13 protein-coding genes and 1 riboswitch are annotated in these 14,218 nt (G+C 69.4%); of the genes, 4 read left to right on the top strand and 9 right to left on the bottom strand.

Features of this window, described 5'->3' with window-relative positions:
• Positions 1-188: 188 nt before the first annotated feature.
• Positions 189-449 (bottom strand): DUF4235 domain-containing protein, encoded by a 261-nt coding sequence (locus tag AC5RVD_RS01015; RefSeq protein ID WP_494112847.1) that lies wholly within the window; start codon positions 447-449, stop codon positions 189-191.
• 169 nt (positions 450-618) lie between these two features.
• Positions 619-752, top strand: a riboswitch (TPP riboswitch).
• A 43-nt stretch (positions 753-795) separates the two neighbouring features.
• Here AC5RVD_RS01015 and AC5RVD_RS01010 point away from each other — a divergent pair.
• The 3 genes from AC5RVD_RS01010 to AC5RVD_RS01000 are packed head-to-tail and all read left to right on the top strand — an operon-like array spanning position 796 to position 3,736.
• On the top strand, positions 796-1,416 hold the full coding sequence (locus tag AC5RVD_RS01010; RefSeq protein ID WP_494112848.1) for an ECF transporter S component: 621 nt from the start codon (positions 796-798) through the stop codon (positions 1,414-1,416).
• Between the two features lie 8 nt (positions 1,417-1,424).
• Complete coding sequence (locus AC5RVD_RS01005; protein ID WP_494112849.1) at positions 1,425-2,942, top strand: ABC transporter ATP-binding protein; 1,518 nt, start codon at positions 1,425-1,427, stop codon at positions 2,940-2,942.
• Positions 2,939-3,736, top strand: a complete 798-nt coding sequence (locus AC5RVD_RS01000) for an energy-coupling factor transporter transmembrane component T family protein (protein ID WP_494125663.1) — start codon at positions 2,939-2,941, stop codon at positions 3,734-3,736. Before AC5RVD_RS01005 ends, AC5RVD_RS01000 begins: the two co-directional genes overlap by 4 nt.
• A gap of 61 nt (positions 3,737-3,797) precedes the next feature.
• Here AC5RVD_RS01000 and AC5RVD_RS00995 read toward each other — a convergent pair whose 3' ends face one another.
• From AC5RVD_RS00995 to AC5RVD_RS00985, 3 genes are all read right to left on the bottom strand, one after another.
• Positions 3,798-4,973 (bottom strand): zinc-dependent alcohol dehydrogenase, encoded by a 1,176-nt coding sequence (locus AC5RVD_RS00995; RefSeq protein WP_494112851.1) that lies wholly within the window; start codon positions 4,971-4,973, stop codon positions 3,798-3,800.
• Between the two features lie 139 nt (positions 4,974-5,112).
• Positions 5,113-5,478 carry a VOC family protein gene (locus tag AC5RVD_RS00990; RefSeq protein ID WP_494112852.1) on the bottom strand — a complete coding sequence of 122 codons (366 nt, stop codon included), beginning with the start codon at positions 5,476-5,478 and terminating at the stop codon, positions 5,113-5,115.
• Between the two features lie 59 nt (positions 5,479-5,537).
• Positions 5,538-6,410 (bottom strand): aminodeoxychorismate lyase, encoded by an 873-nt coding sequence (locus AC5RVD_RS00985; protein WP_494112853.1) that lies wholly within the window; start codon positions 6,408-6,410, stop codon positions 5,538-5,540.
• Between the two features lie 86 nt (positions 6,411-6,496).
• Here AC5RVD_RS00985 and cls point away from each other — a divergent pair, with 86 nt between their 5' ends.
• Positions 6,497-7,975, top strand: a complete 1,479-nt coding sequence (cls, locus tag AC5RVD_RS00980) for a cardiolipin synthase (protein WP_494112854.1) — start codon at positions 6,497-6,499, stop codon at positions 7,973-7,975.
• Positions 7,976-8,010: 35 nt separating this feature from the next.
• Here cls and AC5RVD_RS00975 read toward each other — a convergent pair whose 3' ends face one another.
• The 5 genes from AC5RVD_RS00975 to AC5RVD_RS00955 form a co-directional block, all read right to left on the bottom strand.
• On the bottom strand, positions 8,011-8,649 hold the full coding sequence (locus tag AC5RVD_RS00975) for an HD domain-containing protein (protein WP_494125662.1): 639 nt from the start codon (positions 8,647-8,649) through the stop codon (positions 8,011-8,013).
• Between the two features lie 122 nt (positions 8,650-8,771).
• Positions 8,772-9,752: a GlxA family transcriptional regulator gene (locus tag AC5RVD_RS00970; RefSeq protein WP_494125661.1), complete on the bottom strand. Its 981-nt coding sequence runs from the start codon at positions 9,750-9,752 to the stop codon at positions 8,772-8,774.
• 61 nt (positions 9,753-9,813) lie between these two features.
• Positions 9,814-11,844: an aminodeoxychorismate synthase component I gene (gene pabB, locus AC5RVD_RS00965; RefSeq protein WP_494125660.1), complete on the bottom strand. Its 2,031-nt coding sequence runs from the start codon at positions 11,842-11,844 to the stop codon at positions 9,814-9,816.
• Positions 11,845-11,974: 130 nt separating this feature from the next.
• Positions 11,975-12,595: a LysE family transporter gene (locus tag AC5RVD_RS00960; RefSeq protein ID WP_494112858.1), complete on the bottom strand. Its 621-nt coding sequence runs from the start codon at positions 12,593-12,595 to the stop codon at positions 11,975-11,977.
• Positions 12,596-12,630: 35 nt separating this feature from the next.
• Positions 12,631-14,208, bottom strand: coding sequence for a phytoene desaturase family protein (locus tag AC5RVD_RS00955; RefSeq protein ID WP_494125659.1), 1,578 nt, complete (start codon positions 14,206-14,208; stop codon positions 12,631-12,633).
• Positions 14,209-14,218 lie beyond the last annotated feature (10 nt).

The following is a 14,218-nucleotide window of genomic DNA, read 5'->3' as shown; positions in this document are numbered from 1 at the left end:
CGACCCACCGCGGCGGCTGCGGCTGGTCCGGCGCGGAACGATGAGGACGACGCCGGGCCGGCGGACAAAAAATAACCCGCGGACAAAAGAAACCGGTCCGGTGGCGGGTGCCTGCGGACCGGGGACAGAAGCGCGATGGGGGACGGGACCGCGGTCCCGTCCCCCATCGGGCCCCCTCAAGGAACCGCTTAGACCATTTCCCGCGTCTTGTCGTAGCGGATGACCGCCTTGGCGGTGGCGCGCTTGGTCAGCACCTGGATCACGCGCGCCACGGTGCCGGATACCACGGCGAAGGCGACCGCCGCCCGCAGGCTGTTCTCCAGGTCATCGTCGCTCTTCGGCGCATCTTTTCCGGTGACCATCTTCCAGACAAACCCCAGCAGCTGGCTGGCTGCCAGGCCCGCGCCGATACTCACCAGTGTGCCCAAGAGCCTCAACACAATGTTCATGCCCGCTCCCTCCCGGGGCCGAAGCCCCGTCTCAACTGCTGTTCCGGTTCCCAGCCTACTGCCCGGCACCCGCCCGGGCCGTAAGCCGTCGTGCATTTTCCAAGGGTCTGAAGCCGAATCGCCCGCCGCTGCGGGCGAGTGTAGACTGGTGCGTGCTGCTAGACAGCACCTATGACGACAGGGGAGCGTCCGACCGGCCGGTACACACCGGAGACCGGGAGGGACGCTGAGAGTGCGGATGAACCGCAGACCCTCGAACCTGCTCCGGTTAGTACCGGCGAAGGGAGTCGAGTTCTCGGGGCGCGCCGCATGGCCGCCCTCCCCTCCTGCAACCAGGAGGATCCCATTGAGTACCGTTTCGAATGCACCCGCCACGCCCACACCTGCCCGGAAGCCGCGCTACGGCTGGCGGGTGGTGGACATCGTCGTGGCCTCGGTGGTCGCCGTGGCCGTCGGCGTCATCTTCTGGGCCTGGTCGGCGGGCTGGCCGCTGATCGAGGGCCTGACCCTTGCCTTCCCGCCTTCCGCCGGACTGTACACCGGCGGCTGGCTGATGGCCGGCGTGCTGGGCGGACTGATCATCCGCAAGCCCGGCGCCGCCATCTACTGCGAGATGTTGGCCGCCATTGTCTCCGCGCTGCTGGGCACGAGCTTCGGCATGACCGTCTTGGTCTCCGGCCTGATCCAGGGCCTGGGGGCCGAGGTCGTCTTCCTGCTCTTCCTGTACCGCAAGTTCAACCTCGGCGTGGCGCTGCTGGCCGGCTTGGGTGCAGGCCTGGCACTGTCCATCAGCGAGAACATCCTCTACAACATGCTCTGGGCCGCCGAGTGGCAGCTGGCCTACGTGGGCTTCGCCGCCGTGTCCGGCGTCGTGATTGCCGGGCTGCTGCCATGGCTGGCGGTCAGGGGCCTGGCGAAGACGGGCGTGCTGTCCTCCTTCGCCGCGGGACGCTCGGCCGACGTCTGAGCCGTTCCATGGGAGAGCAGAGTACGACGGCGGTGCCCGGGCCCGTGCCGGTCCACGCCGAGGGGTGGGGCTGGCGGCATGCCGGCCGCAAGGATCCGGCGGTGCGCGGGGCCAGTTTCAGCATCGCCCCGGGTGAACGGGTACTGTTGCTGGGCGCCTCCGGGGCCGGCAAGTCCACGCTGCTGCACGCTCTGGCCGGCGTCCTCGGCGACGAGGGCGAGGGCGAGGAGACCGGCCGGCTCACCGTGGCGGGTGTCCGTCCCTCCGAGGCCCGCGGCCGGGCCGGCCTTGTGCTGCAGGATCCGGAGAGCCAGCTGGTGCTGGCCCGGGTGGGCGACGAGGTGGCCTTCGGAGCGGAGAACCTGTCGCTGCCGCGCACGCAGATCTGGGACAGGGTCCGCGAATCCCTGGCCGATGTCGGCCTGACGGTACCGTTGGATCACCCCACCTCGGCGCTGTCCGGGGGCCAGAAGCAGCGGCTGGCGCTGGCCTCCGTCCTGGCCATGCGGCCGGGGCTGCTGCTGCTGGACGAGCCGACCGCGAACCTGGACCCGGACGGCGTGCAGGAAGTACGCGACGCCGTGGCCCGGGTGCTGGACCGCACCGGCGCCACCCTGGTGGTGGTCGAGCACCGGGTGGCTGTCTGGGCGGACGTGGTGGACCGAGTGATCGTCCTCGCGGCCGGCGGCGGCGTGCTGGCCGACGGGCCGCCGGGCACCGTGCTCGCCGAGAGCGCCACCCGCGCCCGTTTGATCGAGGCCGGCGTCTGGGTTCCCGGGCACACCCCGGGGCTGGACCTGCCTCCGGCGCCGTCCCCGGGCGGGCCGTTGCTGCGGGCGGCGGCGCTGGACGTGTCGCGTAACCGGAGAGCCGAACCGGTGCTGCGCGGGGTGGACCTGGACCTGTTGGCCGGGCAGGCGCTCAGCATCACCGGCGCGAACGGCGCCGGTAAATCCACGCTGGCCCTCACCCTCGCCGGCCTGGTGCCGCCCGCAGGAGGGGAGCTGTCGGCGACACCGGCCTTGCACCGCGGCGCCGGCCTGTCACCGGCAAAGTGGAAGTCCGCGCAGCTGGTGACCCGGATCGGCAGCGTCTTCCAGGAACCGGAACACCAGTTCCTCACCGGCACGGTGCTTGACGAACTTGAGTTTGGCCCGCGCCGCGTGGCCAAACTGCCCGAGGCGACGGTCCGGCAGCGGGTGGACACGATCGCCGAGCGGCTCCGGCTGACCCGCCTGCTGCAGGCCAACCCGTTCACCCTTTCCGGCGGCGAGAAACGCAGGCTCTCGGTTGCCACCATGCTGGCCACCAGCCCGGACATCCTGGTGCTGGACGAGCCGACCTTCGGACAGGACGCCAACACCTGGGCCGAGCTGGTCACGCTGCTGGCCGAGCTGGTGGCCGATGGCAGGAGCGTGGTCTCGGTGACGCACGACGCCGATTTCACCGCGGCGCTCGGCGGTGCCGGCATACGGGTGGCAGACGGCGGCGTGCGCCCGGCCCAGCCGCTTCGGAGGGCAGCATGAGCATGGACCTGCTGACCCCCCGGCTGGCAGCCTCCCCGTTCGGCCGCGCCAACCCGGTATCAAAGCTGGCAGCCGCCACCCTGATCACCGTGGTGGTCATGCTCAGTGTGGACTGGGTCAGCGCCTCCGTGGTGCTGGCCGCCGAACTGTTGCTGATGCCCGTGCTGGGCGTCAAGCCGTGGGTGCTGCTCAAGCGCGGCTGGCCGCTGCTGGCGGCGGCTGCCGTCGGGGCCTGGGCAACGGCCTTGCTGGCCGAGAAGACCGGGGCCGTGCTGTTCCAGTTCGGTCCGCTGATCTTCACCGAGGACTCGGTGGCCGGAGGCGTTGCCATCGGCCTGCGTTCGCTCGCCGTGGCGCTGCCGGGCATTTTCCTGCTCCTGACGACCGACCCCACGGATCTGGCGGACGCCCTGGCGCAGAAGCTGAAGCTGCCCCACCGCTTCGTGCTGGGAGCGCTGGCCGCCATGCGGTTGGTCGGGCTGCTCGTGGAGGAATGGCGGATTCTCGGTTTGGCGCGCCGCGCCCGCGGTGTCGGAGCGGAGAACCGGCCGCTGGCCAAGGCTGGTGCGTTCGTGGGCCAGGCGTTCGGCCTGATCGTGCAGGCCATCCGCCGTGCCACCCGGCTGGCCGTCGCCATGGAGGCCCGCGGCTTCGGCGCCGGGCCCAGGACCTGGGCGCGGGAATCCACCTACAGCGTGGTGGATGTTTGGGTGTTGCTGGGTGGCGCGGTCATCGCCGGAGCGGCAGCCGCCGCCGCCGTGGCCGCCGGGACCTGGAACTTCATCTTCGTGTGAACCGGGGCCCGGCGGGCCCCGGCCGTCCCATGAAAGCCGGGGTCCGCCGTTCCGTTCGGGGCTACGGCTTGAGCACCACCTTGATGCAGCCGTCCTCCTTCTTCTGGAACTTCTCGTACATCTCCGGAGCCTGCTCCAGCGGAACTTGGTGGGTCGCCAGGTCGAGCACGCCCAGCGGGTCCGACGGGTCGTCGACCAGCGGCAGCAGGTCATCGATCCACCGCTTCACGTTGCACTGGCCCATCCGCAGCTGGAGCTGCTTGTCGAACATGGTCAGCATCGGCAGGGGGTCCTTCATCCCGCCGTACACGCCGCTGATCGAGATCGTGCCGCCGCGCCGGACGGCGTCGATCGCGGTGTAGAGCGCGTCGAGCCTGTCCACTCCGGCTGTCTCCATCGCCTTGCGGCCCAGGGCGGACGGCAGCAGCCCCACCGCCTGGTGGACCGCGCCCGCCACGGGCGAGCCGTGCGCCTCCATGCCCACCGCATCCACCACCGAGTCCGGCCCGCGGCCGTCCGTGCGCTCCCGCAGTTCGTCCGCGACGTCGCCGTGCAGGTCCAGCGTCTCGATGCCGTGACGCTCCGCCATGGCCCGCCGCTCCGCGACGGGGTCCACCGCGAGCACGCGGAAGCCGAGGTGCCGGCCGATCCGAGCGGACATCTGGCCGATAGGGCCAAGGCCCAGCACAGCCAGGGAACCGCCTTCCGGTGGGGCCGCGTACTGCACGGCCTGCCAGGCGGTGGGAACCACATCGGAGAGGTACAGATAGCGCTCGTCCTCACCGGTCTGGGGCACCTTGATGGGCCCGTAGTCGGCGTGCGGGACACGCAGGTACTCGGCCTGCCCGCCGGGCACGGAGCCGTAGAGCCGCGAGTAGCCCAGGAACTGGGCATTGTTGTTGTACTCGCGGACCTGGGTGGTTTCGCACTGGGACTGCAGACCGTTCCGGCACATGAAGCAGTGGCCGCAGGAGACGTTGAACGGGATGACCACCCGGTCCCCGGCCTTGATGTGGGTGACGGCCGAGCCGACTTCCTCCACTATCCCCATGGGCTCGTGTCCGATGATGTCGCCCTTGTCCATGAACGGAGTGAGCACCTCGTAAAGGTGCAGGTCCGAGCCGCAGATGCCGGTCGAGGTGATCCGCACGATCGCGTCCGTGGGCTCCTGGATCCGCGGATCCGGGACCTCCTCCACGCTGACCGAGCGCTTTCCCTGCCACGTCAAAGCCTTCATTGCCCTCCTTCTCAGGGCTGCCGCCCCGGACGGAACGACAGCATGCTGATCTTTCGGTCAATCGACCCTAACATCGCAGTAGCGCGGTGTTCCAAGCAGATCATCCTGGAGGCTGTTTCCGCAGCGGCAGCCCCCCGCCCTACGAACCGACCAGGACGAAAACGTTGCCGTCGGGCGCACGCATCACGGCCACGTGCCCTGACTCGGTCGCGAAGGGCGCCTCTATCCATTCCACCCCGCCGTTGGAAGACAGCTCCTCGTAGGCGCGCCGGACATCGCCCACGAATACCTCGACCTCCAGGCGCCGGTTATCGGGGTTGTCGCTGAGGACGAGTTCGGAACTGTTCCCGTCCGGAAAACGCATGCCCACCAGGGTCCATGCCAGTCCTGCTGGAGTCTCGCGGTTGATCCGCCAGGACTCCCGCATCCCGAGTCCGGCATAGAACCTGACGGAGGCCTCAACGTCGACCGTCGGAACGCAGACGCATTCAAGCTTCAAGAACATCGGCGGTGGCTCCTGGGATACTCGGTCGGGACAGCGTCAAGTGGGATGACTCCGGCCGGCTACTCCCGGCTGCCCTGGGCCAGCAGCGCTGTCAGCTCCTCCGTCAGGTCGGGCGAGACGGGGATTTCCTTGCCGTCGATACTCTTGACCGGGGCGAGCAGGCGGATACTCGACACCAGCCAGACGGCGTCGGCTTCGTAGAGATCGTGCGGCTCCAGCGGACCGTAGCCCAACTGCCAGCCGGCAGCTTCCGCCTCCTTGAACAGCACCGACTGGGAAGTGCCCGGCAGGATGCCGCTCTCCAGCAGCGGCGTCACCAAAGTCTTCACGCCGTCGCGCACCCGCGCCATCAGCACGGTGGAGGTGGGCCCTTCGAGCACGCGGCCGTCGCTGGACGTGAAGATGGCGTCGTCGGCGCCGTTCTTGTGCGCATAACGCAATGCGGCCATGTTGACCGCGTAGGAAAGCGTCTTGGCTCCCATGAGCAACCACGGGGCGCGTTCGGCCAGCGAGCTGTCGTACCCGCGGTCGAGCAGCAGCACGGAAATGCCGTCGGTGCGCTGGCGCCGTCCGGCCGCCGGCGGCCGGGAAGCCTGGACCCAGGCCGTGGGCGTGGAAGCGCCTTCCACGCCGCGGGTCACCAGCAGCTTGATCACCAGTTCTTCGACGGGCGGGTGCTCGGCGATCGCCGTCGCAATGGCACGCTCCCAGGCGTCCGGGGCGGGAAGCTGCAGGTCCATGATCCGGGCCGAACTGGCCAGCCGGTCCAAGTGCGCCTGCAGCTTGCGAGGGGCCCCGTTGACTGCCAGCAGGGACTCGAAGATGCCGTCCCCGCGGGTGGCGCCGAGATCGGTGGCCATCAGCTGAGGCCGGGAAGCATCTGCGACGCGGCCCGCCTCGTGGGCAGGGTCCAAAAACACCAGAACTGTCATGGCTACAGCTTAGTTAGTTTGCCCCCAAACGCCGGGTAGGCTGGGAGGATTGCGCCGGCACACGGCGGGAGGGGAGGAACAGCCGCGTGCTGTGGTCGTTTGCGGGGCTGGGCACATTCCCCGATTGGGCCGTCGCGATTCTGGGCGTGGTCGATATGGCCATCCGCATCATTGCACTGGGCGTGATCCCGGGGAACCGCCGCCCCAATACCGCCATGGCCTGGCTGCTGGCCATCTTCTTCATCCCGCTGATCGGCCTGTTGCTCTTTTTCATGTTCGGCAGGTACCGCCTCTCGGAGCGCCGGATCGCCAAGCAGTCGGAGATCAACAGCCGGGTATGGGCCGCCACCCGGAACCTCAAGGAGCCCAGCAGCGAGCAGGAAGCGCCGGCCTGGGTGCATTCGGCGGCGGAGTTGAACCGGCGGCTCGGCGCCTTCCCCATGGTGGACAGCAACCACGTGGAGCTGTACTCGGACTACGACGAGTCCATTGCCGCGATGACCGAGGCCGTGCGCGAGGCGCGTGAGTTCGTGAACATCGAGTTCTACATCATGAGCCGCGACGAAACCACCGGCAAGCTCTTCACCGCCTTGGAAGAAGCCGCCGCCCGGGGTGTCCGCGTTCGCCTGCTGTTCGACCACATCGGCACCCTCCGCGTCGCCGGCTACCGCAAGTTCCGCCGCTGGCTGGAGACCACCGACATCGACTGGCGCCGGATGCTGCCGGTGCTGCCGGTCCGCGGCCAGTGGCGCCGGATCGACTTGCGCAACCACCGCAAGATCCTGGTGGTGGACGGCCGTGTGGCGTTCACCGGATCGCAGAACCTGATCGAGCCCGGCTATCGCCGCACTTCCAGCCATAAGATCGGCCGCAAATGGGTGGAACTGATGGCGCGCTACGAAGGCCCCATCGTCACCGCGCTGAACGTTGTGTTCGCCACCGACTGGTCCAGCGAAACCGACGACACGCTCGAAGGCGAGTTGTTCACCCCGGCCCCGTTCCGCGAGCCCGGCCCCATGACCTGCCAGGCCCTGCCCAGCGGTCCCGGCTTCGCAACCGAGAACAACCTGCGCCTGTTCAACACGCTCATCTACGCGGCGGTGGAGCGGCTGTCCATCTGCAGCCCGTACTTCGTACCGGATGACTCGCTGCTCTATGCCATTACGACGGCGGCCCAGCGCGGCGTCGAGGTCGAATTGTTCGTGTCCGAACGCGGCGACCAGCTGCTGGTCCATCACGCCCAGCAGTCCTACTATCAGGCGCTGCTGGAGGCCGGCGTGCGGATCTACCGCTACCCGAAGCCGCTGGTGCTGCACGCCAAGCACTTCACCGTGGACAACGAGGTCGCGGTCATCGGCTCCAGCAACATGGACATGCGGTCCTTCTCCCTGAACATGGAGGTCTCCGTGATGATGCTCGGGGACCACATCGTCGAGCGGGTGTCGGAGATCCAGGACAGCTATCGGGTGGTTTCGCGGGAGCTCACGCTGGAGGAGTGGAGGCAGCGGCCCCGCTGGCAGCGCTACGTGGACAACGTGGCCCGGCTGACGGCCACGCTGCAGTAGCCGCGCTCCGCCGCCCCCGGGCGTCCGGCGAGTGCCTATTCCGGCCAGGCGGAGTTCTGGATGATGTCCACGAAGTCGATGCGGCGGAAGCCGGGGCTGAAGTGCTCGAGCACGTCGGCGTTGACATTGCCGAAGGTAGTCTCCGGGCGGTGCTTGTTGCCGTCCGTGAAGGCGGCCAGGATCCGCCGCTTGAAGTCCGGGCGCGGGTGCGCCGCGGTGACCGCGTCGATGTCGTCCCGCGTCAGGTCCTGGTAGCCGAGCCCCAGGACGTCGGTCTCCACGCCGGCGGTCACCAGCGCGATTTCCGGATCCATGAATTCAGGCACCCCCGGCGTGGTGTGGAGCGCGATGGCGGTCCACACCTTGGCCGCGTCCGCCTCGGGGCGCCCCTGCTCCAGCAGGAAGGACTTCGCGGCATTGGCGCCGTCGACCTCGAAGCGCAGGGTGTCGGTGCCATAGGTGTCGGTGAGGCCCAGATCGTGGAAGAGCGCGCCGACGTAGAGCAGTTCGTGGTCGACGTCGAGGCCGAGCCGCCGGCCCTGAAGGGCACCGAAGAGGTACACCCGCCGGGAATGGTCGAACAGCAGGTCGTCGGTGGTATCGCGGACCAACTCGGTCGCCTTCCGAACGAGTTCCGTGTCCGGAATGGTAATGCCGGCGATGACTTCTGCCATGGTTGTCTCCTTTGTCCAGAGGCATGGGAATGTGCCTTGCTTCCCATGCTGCCCGGCCGCTGTCAGCCGGGCACCGTCACAAAGGACGACAATCCCTCGGATTCGGCCAACGGCGTTGCCGCTCAGCCGTTCTTCGCCGTGGACCGGAAACGCTGCTGGTATTTCGACGGCGGCATGCCGATCCGTGCCACGAAGGTCCGCCGCAGCGCTTCGGAGTTGCCGAACCCCGAGCGTTCGGCTGCCTCGGTGACGCTGTACCCCGAGTCCAGCAGCGCCTTGGCGGTGTCGAAGCGGACGAGCTCCACATACTTCGCCGGGGTCGTCTGCAGTTCTTCACGGAAGAGCCGCGTCAGGTGCCGCACGCTCAGGTTGGCGTCCCGGGCGAGGGCCGGAACAGAGAGCACCGCCGCCGGATCGGCGCGTACGGCGTCGAGCGCCGGCCGCAGGGGCGAGGACTTGGGCGGATCCCCCTGGAGCGGCGCCGAGAACTGCGACTGTCCGCCGGAGCGCTGCATGTACACCACGAGGGAGCGGGCCACCTCGCGGGCCAGATCCGGGCCGTGGTCCTCTTCGATCAGCGCAAGGGCCAGGTCGATGCCGGCCGTGACGCCGGCCGAGGTGTGGATCCGGCCGTCGCTGACGAAGATGGCGTCCGGCTCCACCCGCGTTGCCGGATAACGCCTGGCCAGCTCGCGGGTGTGTTTCCAGTGCGTCGTCGCCCGGCGCCCGTCCAGCAGTCCCGCCGCCGCCAGAACGAAGGCGCCGGTGCAAATCGAGGACATTCGCCGGGTGTTGTCGGCAAGATGTCCGGCGGCGGCGACGAGCCCGGCGGGAAGTTGGTGCTCGGGCAGGGCATCCCCGCCGGCTACCAGGACCGTGTGGAAGTTTCCGGCGCCGGCCGCGACGGCATCCACCGATACCCGCAGCCCTACCGACGAGGCGACGTCGTTCCCGTCCGGTGACAGGAAAATGAGTTCGTAGGAGCCGCCGAGGCGGTTCGCCTCGGCGAATGCCTCCGCCGGGCCGGCGACATCGAGCAGCTTCACCCCGTCGAAGACCAAAATGCCCACCCGGGCGGTCATTCCGCCACCGGCTGCTTCCACGATTCCTCGATTCTGGTCACTGGCTCCACGAGCCGTCCACGTCTACCGGCACAGTTATGCGCTACTCCGGGAACGCTGCCCCGAGCGCGGAAAGCACCCCGTAGGCCTTGGCCCGGACCTCGTCCCATTCGTCCTCGGGAACCGAGTCCGCCGTGATCGCGCCGCCAACCCCCAGGCTCAACCGGTTGCCGTCCATCACGAGGGTGCGAATCACCACGGACAGGTCCGCCGCCCCGTCCAGCGAAAAGTAGCCCACGGAACCGGAGTAGACGCCGCGCGGTCCGGTCTCCAGCCGGTCCAGGATGTCCATGGTGCTGATCTTCGGTGCGCCCGTCATCGACCCGGCGGGAAACGCCGCCGCCACGGCTTCGGCCCGCACCGCCCCGGGCAACAGCTGCGCGTCGATCGTGGACACCATCTGGTGCACCGTCGCGTAGGACTCGATGGCGCACAGCCTGCTGACCTGCAGCGAGCCCGGCACGGCAAAGTGGCTCAGGTCGTTCCGCAGCAGGTCCACGATCATGATGTTCTCAGCGCGGTCCTTCGCGCTGCCGGCGAGCTCCTCGACGACGGCGGCATCGGCGTCGGGATCCGCAAGACGGCGCCGCGTGCCCTTGATCGGTTCGGCCCGCAGCCGGCCGCCGGCATCGAGGCCCAGGAAACGCTCGGGCGACGTGCTGGCCACCGTGAGCCGCCCGAACCGCAGGAGGCTGGCGAAGGGCGCGGGATTGCGGCTGCGGAGGGTCAGGTAGGTGTCCAGCGGATCCAGCTGTTCCGCCGCAGTCGCGTGCAGCAAGGTGGTCAGGCAGACCTCGTAGGTGTTGCCCTCGGCGATCTCAGCCTGCGCCTCCCGAATCTTGGCCAGGTAGGCTTCGCGCGTGTCGCGGGACCGGAAGCCCAAGGCCGTTGGACGCGCAACCGGATCCGGGGTAGGGCCGGCGGCTGCCGGCAGGCCGCGGATCACCGCTGCGGTCGCCGCGATCCAGTCGGCGGCGCCGTCCCCCGCGGAAGGGCCGGCAAGGGCGAGCAGCCAGGTGCACCGCCGCTCGTGGTCCAGCACGATGGCGCGGCCGGCGAACAGCAGCGCGGCATCCGGCGCGCCGTCCGGTGCCGCGGCGCCAGTGTCCGCGCCCCCGGTCTCGCGCTTGAGCTCGTATCCCAGGTAGCCCATCCAGCCCAGGGCGAAGCTCCCGGGGACCTCGTCCGGCAGGGTGACGATGCGGCGTCCCCACACGGTGTCCAGCCAGCGGAAGAAGCCGCCACGGATCCGGGCCGTGGCGTTGCCCTGGCCAACCACGGTGGTGCCGTTGCGGTGTTCCGCCCAGGCGCCGAAGCCGCCGCCGTCGTCGGCCAGGATGCTGATCCGGTTTCGGTCAGCGGATTCGTGGGTGTTGGAGCTATCCAGCCAGACGCTGCGGCCGGAGCCGGCGTACAGGCGCCGGTAGATGCCTTCGGCGTCCGGGTAAGCGGCCAGGCGTTCGGCGACCAGGCGGACGCCCTCGCGGGCCGCCCGCTCCGGGGCCAGGGCGTGTTCGAGGGCCGGTACCGAGGCCAGCGCTCGGAGCACCTGCCGGGGATCGGTGCCGGAGGGACCGGATTCGACGACGACGTCCGCCGCCGCCGCGACGTCGTCGGCGGCCAGCCAGGCCTCTTCCTGGTCGGCCCAGACGTCCCAGAAAGGTTCATACGTAGCGCCGTCCCGGGACAGGGCGCGTGTGCGCCGGTCGGCGGAGGGCGCCTGCAGCCATATCACGGCGTCGAGGAGCCCGCGGGCGGCGGCATGGGCGGCACCGACGCCCTCGAACACCACCACGTCGGCCGGCTCCGTGGTGCGGGAGGCGCCGTCGTCGTCCTTGTCCCAGTCCCAAGCGGTCCAGAGCGCGGTATCCCCGGCGGCCAGGGGCCGCAGCACGGTCTCCAAGTACCGCTGCTGCCCGCCGGCCAAGCCGTGCCAGCCCGGGTAGATGTCCTCCAGATGGAACAGCGATACCGTGCGATGGACCCGCAGCATCGCCGCCAGTTCCACCGCCAGCGTTGTCTTGCCTGCCCCCGAGCGCCCGTCGACGGCGATCAGGACGGGCTTAGTGCGCACGGGTTTCCCCGCAGCCGGACGCGGTAGCGGCCCGGCCCGGGGAATGCCCCCGGACCGTATCGCGGCGGCAGGGGCTGCCGGCGCTGACTGCGATGTTGCGATACATGTCTTCGAGTCTATGAGAACCCGGCTACAGGAACGCCAGCATGAGGCCGACGGCGATGAACAAGGTGCCGAAGACCCGGTTCATCAACATCAGCCCGCGCACTGTCCGGGTGAAGCGCTGGAAGGACCGGGCCGCGGCGGCGAAGAAGAACCACATCACCAGGATGTCCACCACCACCACGGTGGCGATCAGGATCAAGTACTGCGGCAGTTGGGGCTGGTCCAGCCGGATGAAGCCGGGCATGAACGCCAGGAAGAAGACGATCGCCTTCGGGTTGAGCAGGTTGACCCAGAGACCGCGCCGGAACATGGAGAAGGCGGGCTCGTTGCGGCGCGACTCTTCGATTTCCGCGCCGCCCGTCGGCTTGGCAAAGAACTGGCGCAGGCCCAGGTAGATCAGGTACGCCGCACCCGCGTACTTGATGGCGGCGAACAGCATCGGCGAATTGGAGACCAGCAAGCCCAGGCCCAGCGCCACGATCACCACGTGGACGACCAGGGCGGCCTGCTGGCCCAGGATTCCCCAGATGGAGCGGCGGAAGCCGGCATTGAGCGAGTTGCTCATGGTGTTGATGGCACCGGCGCCGGGGGTGAAGCTGATGACCACGGTGGCGCCGAGCAGCGCCAGCCATAACGAGATTTGCACCAGATGATCCTACGGTGCGGCCCGGCCGCTTCCGGTCAGCGGGCCTCGAGCACGGCCATGGCCGCGTTGTGGCCGCCCAGGCCGCTGACTCCGCCGCCGCGCCGCGCGCCGGCCCCGCACAGCAGGATCCGCTCGTGCGCCGTGGCCACGCCCCAGCGCCGGGCCGGCGTGTCGAGCGGTTCGTCGTCTTCGGCGAACGGCCAGTCCAGGGGGCCGTGGAAGATGCTGCCGCCGGTCATGTTCAACGCCTGCTGGAGGTCCAGGGTGGTCTTGGTTTCGATGCACGGCTCGCCGCGTTGATCGCGCAGGATGCAGTCCTCGATCGGCTCGGCGAGCACGGAATTGAGCGAGGCGAGCACGGCGTCCTGGAGCCGCTGCCGCATCGCGTCGTTGTTCTCCTCGGTGATCAGCCGGTGCGGGGTCTGCAGCGTGAACACGGTGAGCGTGTGGGCTCCGGCCGCCTGCAGTTCGGGCGAGAGGATGGACGGGTCGGTCAGGGAGTGGCAGTAGATTTCGGCGGGCAGCGGATCCGGCACCCGGCCCGCGGCCGCTTCGGCAGCGGCCGCTTCCAGCTGGGAGTACAACTCGTTGATATGGAAGGTGCCGCCGAAGGCCGCCTCCGGCGCCACCGAGCCCTCCCGCAGCTTCGGCAGCCGGGACAGCAGCAGGTTCACCTTCGCCTGCGCGCCTTCCGGAGCCGCGTCCGGCCGGGTGGCCGGGCCGGCGCCGCCGGCGGCCAGCAGCCCGTTGAGCACGGCGGGGGAGACGTTGGCGAGTACCCGTTCCGCCGAGACGACGACGCCGCCCGCACCGCCGTCGTCGTACCTCACCTCGCCCTCGGGGGAGACGGAGGTGACCCGCGCCCGGGTCCGCAGCTCCGCGCCGGCGCTGCGGGCCGCCTTTTCCAGCGCCGCGGTGACTGCACCCATGCCGCCCTCGGGCACGTCCCAGTCACCGGTACCGCCGCCGATCACGTGGTACAGGAAGCATTTGTTCTGCTGCAGCGAGGCGTCGTGGGCGCCGGCAAAGGTGCTGATCAGGGCGTCGGTGAGCACCACCCCGCGGACCAGGTCCGAGCCGAAACTGCGCTCGACCACCTCGCCGATCGGCCGGTCGATGAAGTCGTGCCAGGCCTCGTCGTCGCCGACCCGGCTGCGCACCTCGGAGCGGCGCAGCAGCGGTTCGGTGACCGAGGGCCAGAGGGCCCGGGCCAGCCGGTTGGTGCGCTGATAGAACCCGGTGAAGGGCTCGAAGTCGGTTGCCGCGCCCACCGCGGCGAAGGACGAGCGGGTGGCGTCCGGGTCCTGGTTGTCCACCAGCAGGCCCGTCGCGGCCCCGGGCAGGGGGGTGTAGGACGAGAAGCGCCGGCGCAGCAGCCGCAGGTCCAGCTGCAGATCCTCGATGATGCGCCGCGGCAGCAGGCTGACCAGGTACGAATAGCGCGAGATGCGGGCCCCGGTGCCGGGAAAGACTTCTGCCGAAACCGCGGCTCCGCCGACCTGGTCCTCGCGTTCGAGCACGAGCACCCGGCGCCCCGCGCGCGCAAGGTAGGCGGCCGCCACGAGGCCGTTGTGGCCGCCGCCGGCGATGATCACGTCGTAGTGCTCGGGCATGTCAGTCCTT

The sequence above is a fragment of the Arthrobacter sp. THG-b23 genome (genome assembly GCF_059091265.1).
This window is presented reverse-complemented; position numbering and strand designations above follow the sequence as displayed.

What these genes read in the sequence shown, in the direction of transcription:
- AC5RVD_RS00985 (WP_494112853.1), bottom strand. Translation starts at nt 6,410, where the DNA reads ATGACAGTTCTGGTGTTTTTGGACCCTGCCCACGAGGCGGGCCGCGTC.
- AC5RVD_RS00975 (WP_494125662.1), bottom strand. Translation starts at nt 8,649, where the DNA reads ATGGCAGAAGTCATCGCCGGCATTACCATTCCGGACACGGAACTCGTT.
- AC5RVD_RS01015 (WP_494112847.1), bottom strand. Translation starts at nt 449, where the DNA reads ATGAACATTGTGTTGAGGCTCTTGGGCACACTGGTGAGTATCGGCGCG.
- AC5RVD_RS00990 (WP_494112852.1), bottom strand. Translation starts at nt 5,478, where the DNA reads ATGTTCTTGAAGCTTGAATGCGTCTGCGTTCCGACGGTCGACGTTGAG.
- AC5RVD_RS00995 (WP_494112851.1), bottom strand. Translation starts at nt 4,973, where the DNA reads ATGAAGGCTTTGACGTGGCAGGGAAAGCGCTCGGTCAGCGTGGAGGAG.
- AC5RVD_RS00955 (WP_494125659.1), bottom strand. Translation starts at nt 14,208, where the DNA reads ATGCCCGAGCACTACGACGTGATCATCGCCGGCGGCGGCCACAACGGC.
- AC5RVD_RS01005 (WP_494112849.1), top strand. Translation starts at nt 1,425, where the DNA reads ATGGGAGAGCAGAGTACGACGGCGGTGCCCGGGCCCGTGCCGGTCCAC.
- AC5RVD_RS01000 (WP_494125663.1), top strand. Translation starts at nt 2,939, where the DNA reads ATGAGCATGGACCTGCTGACCCCCCGGCTGGCAGCCTCCCCGTTCGGC.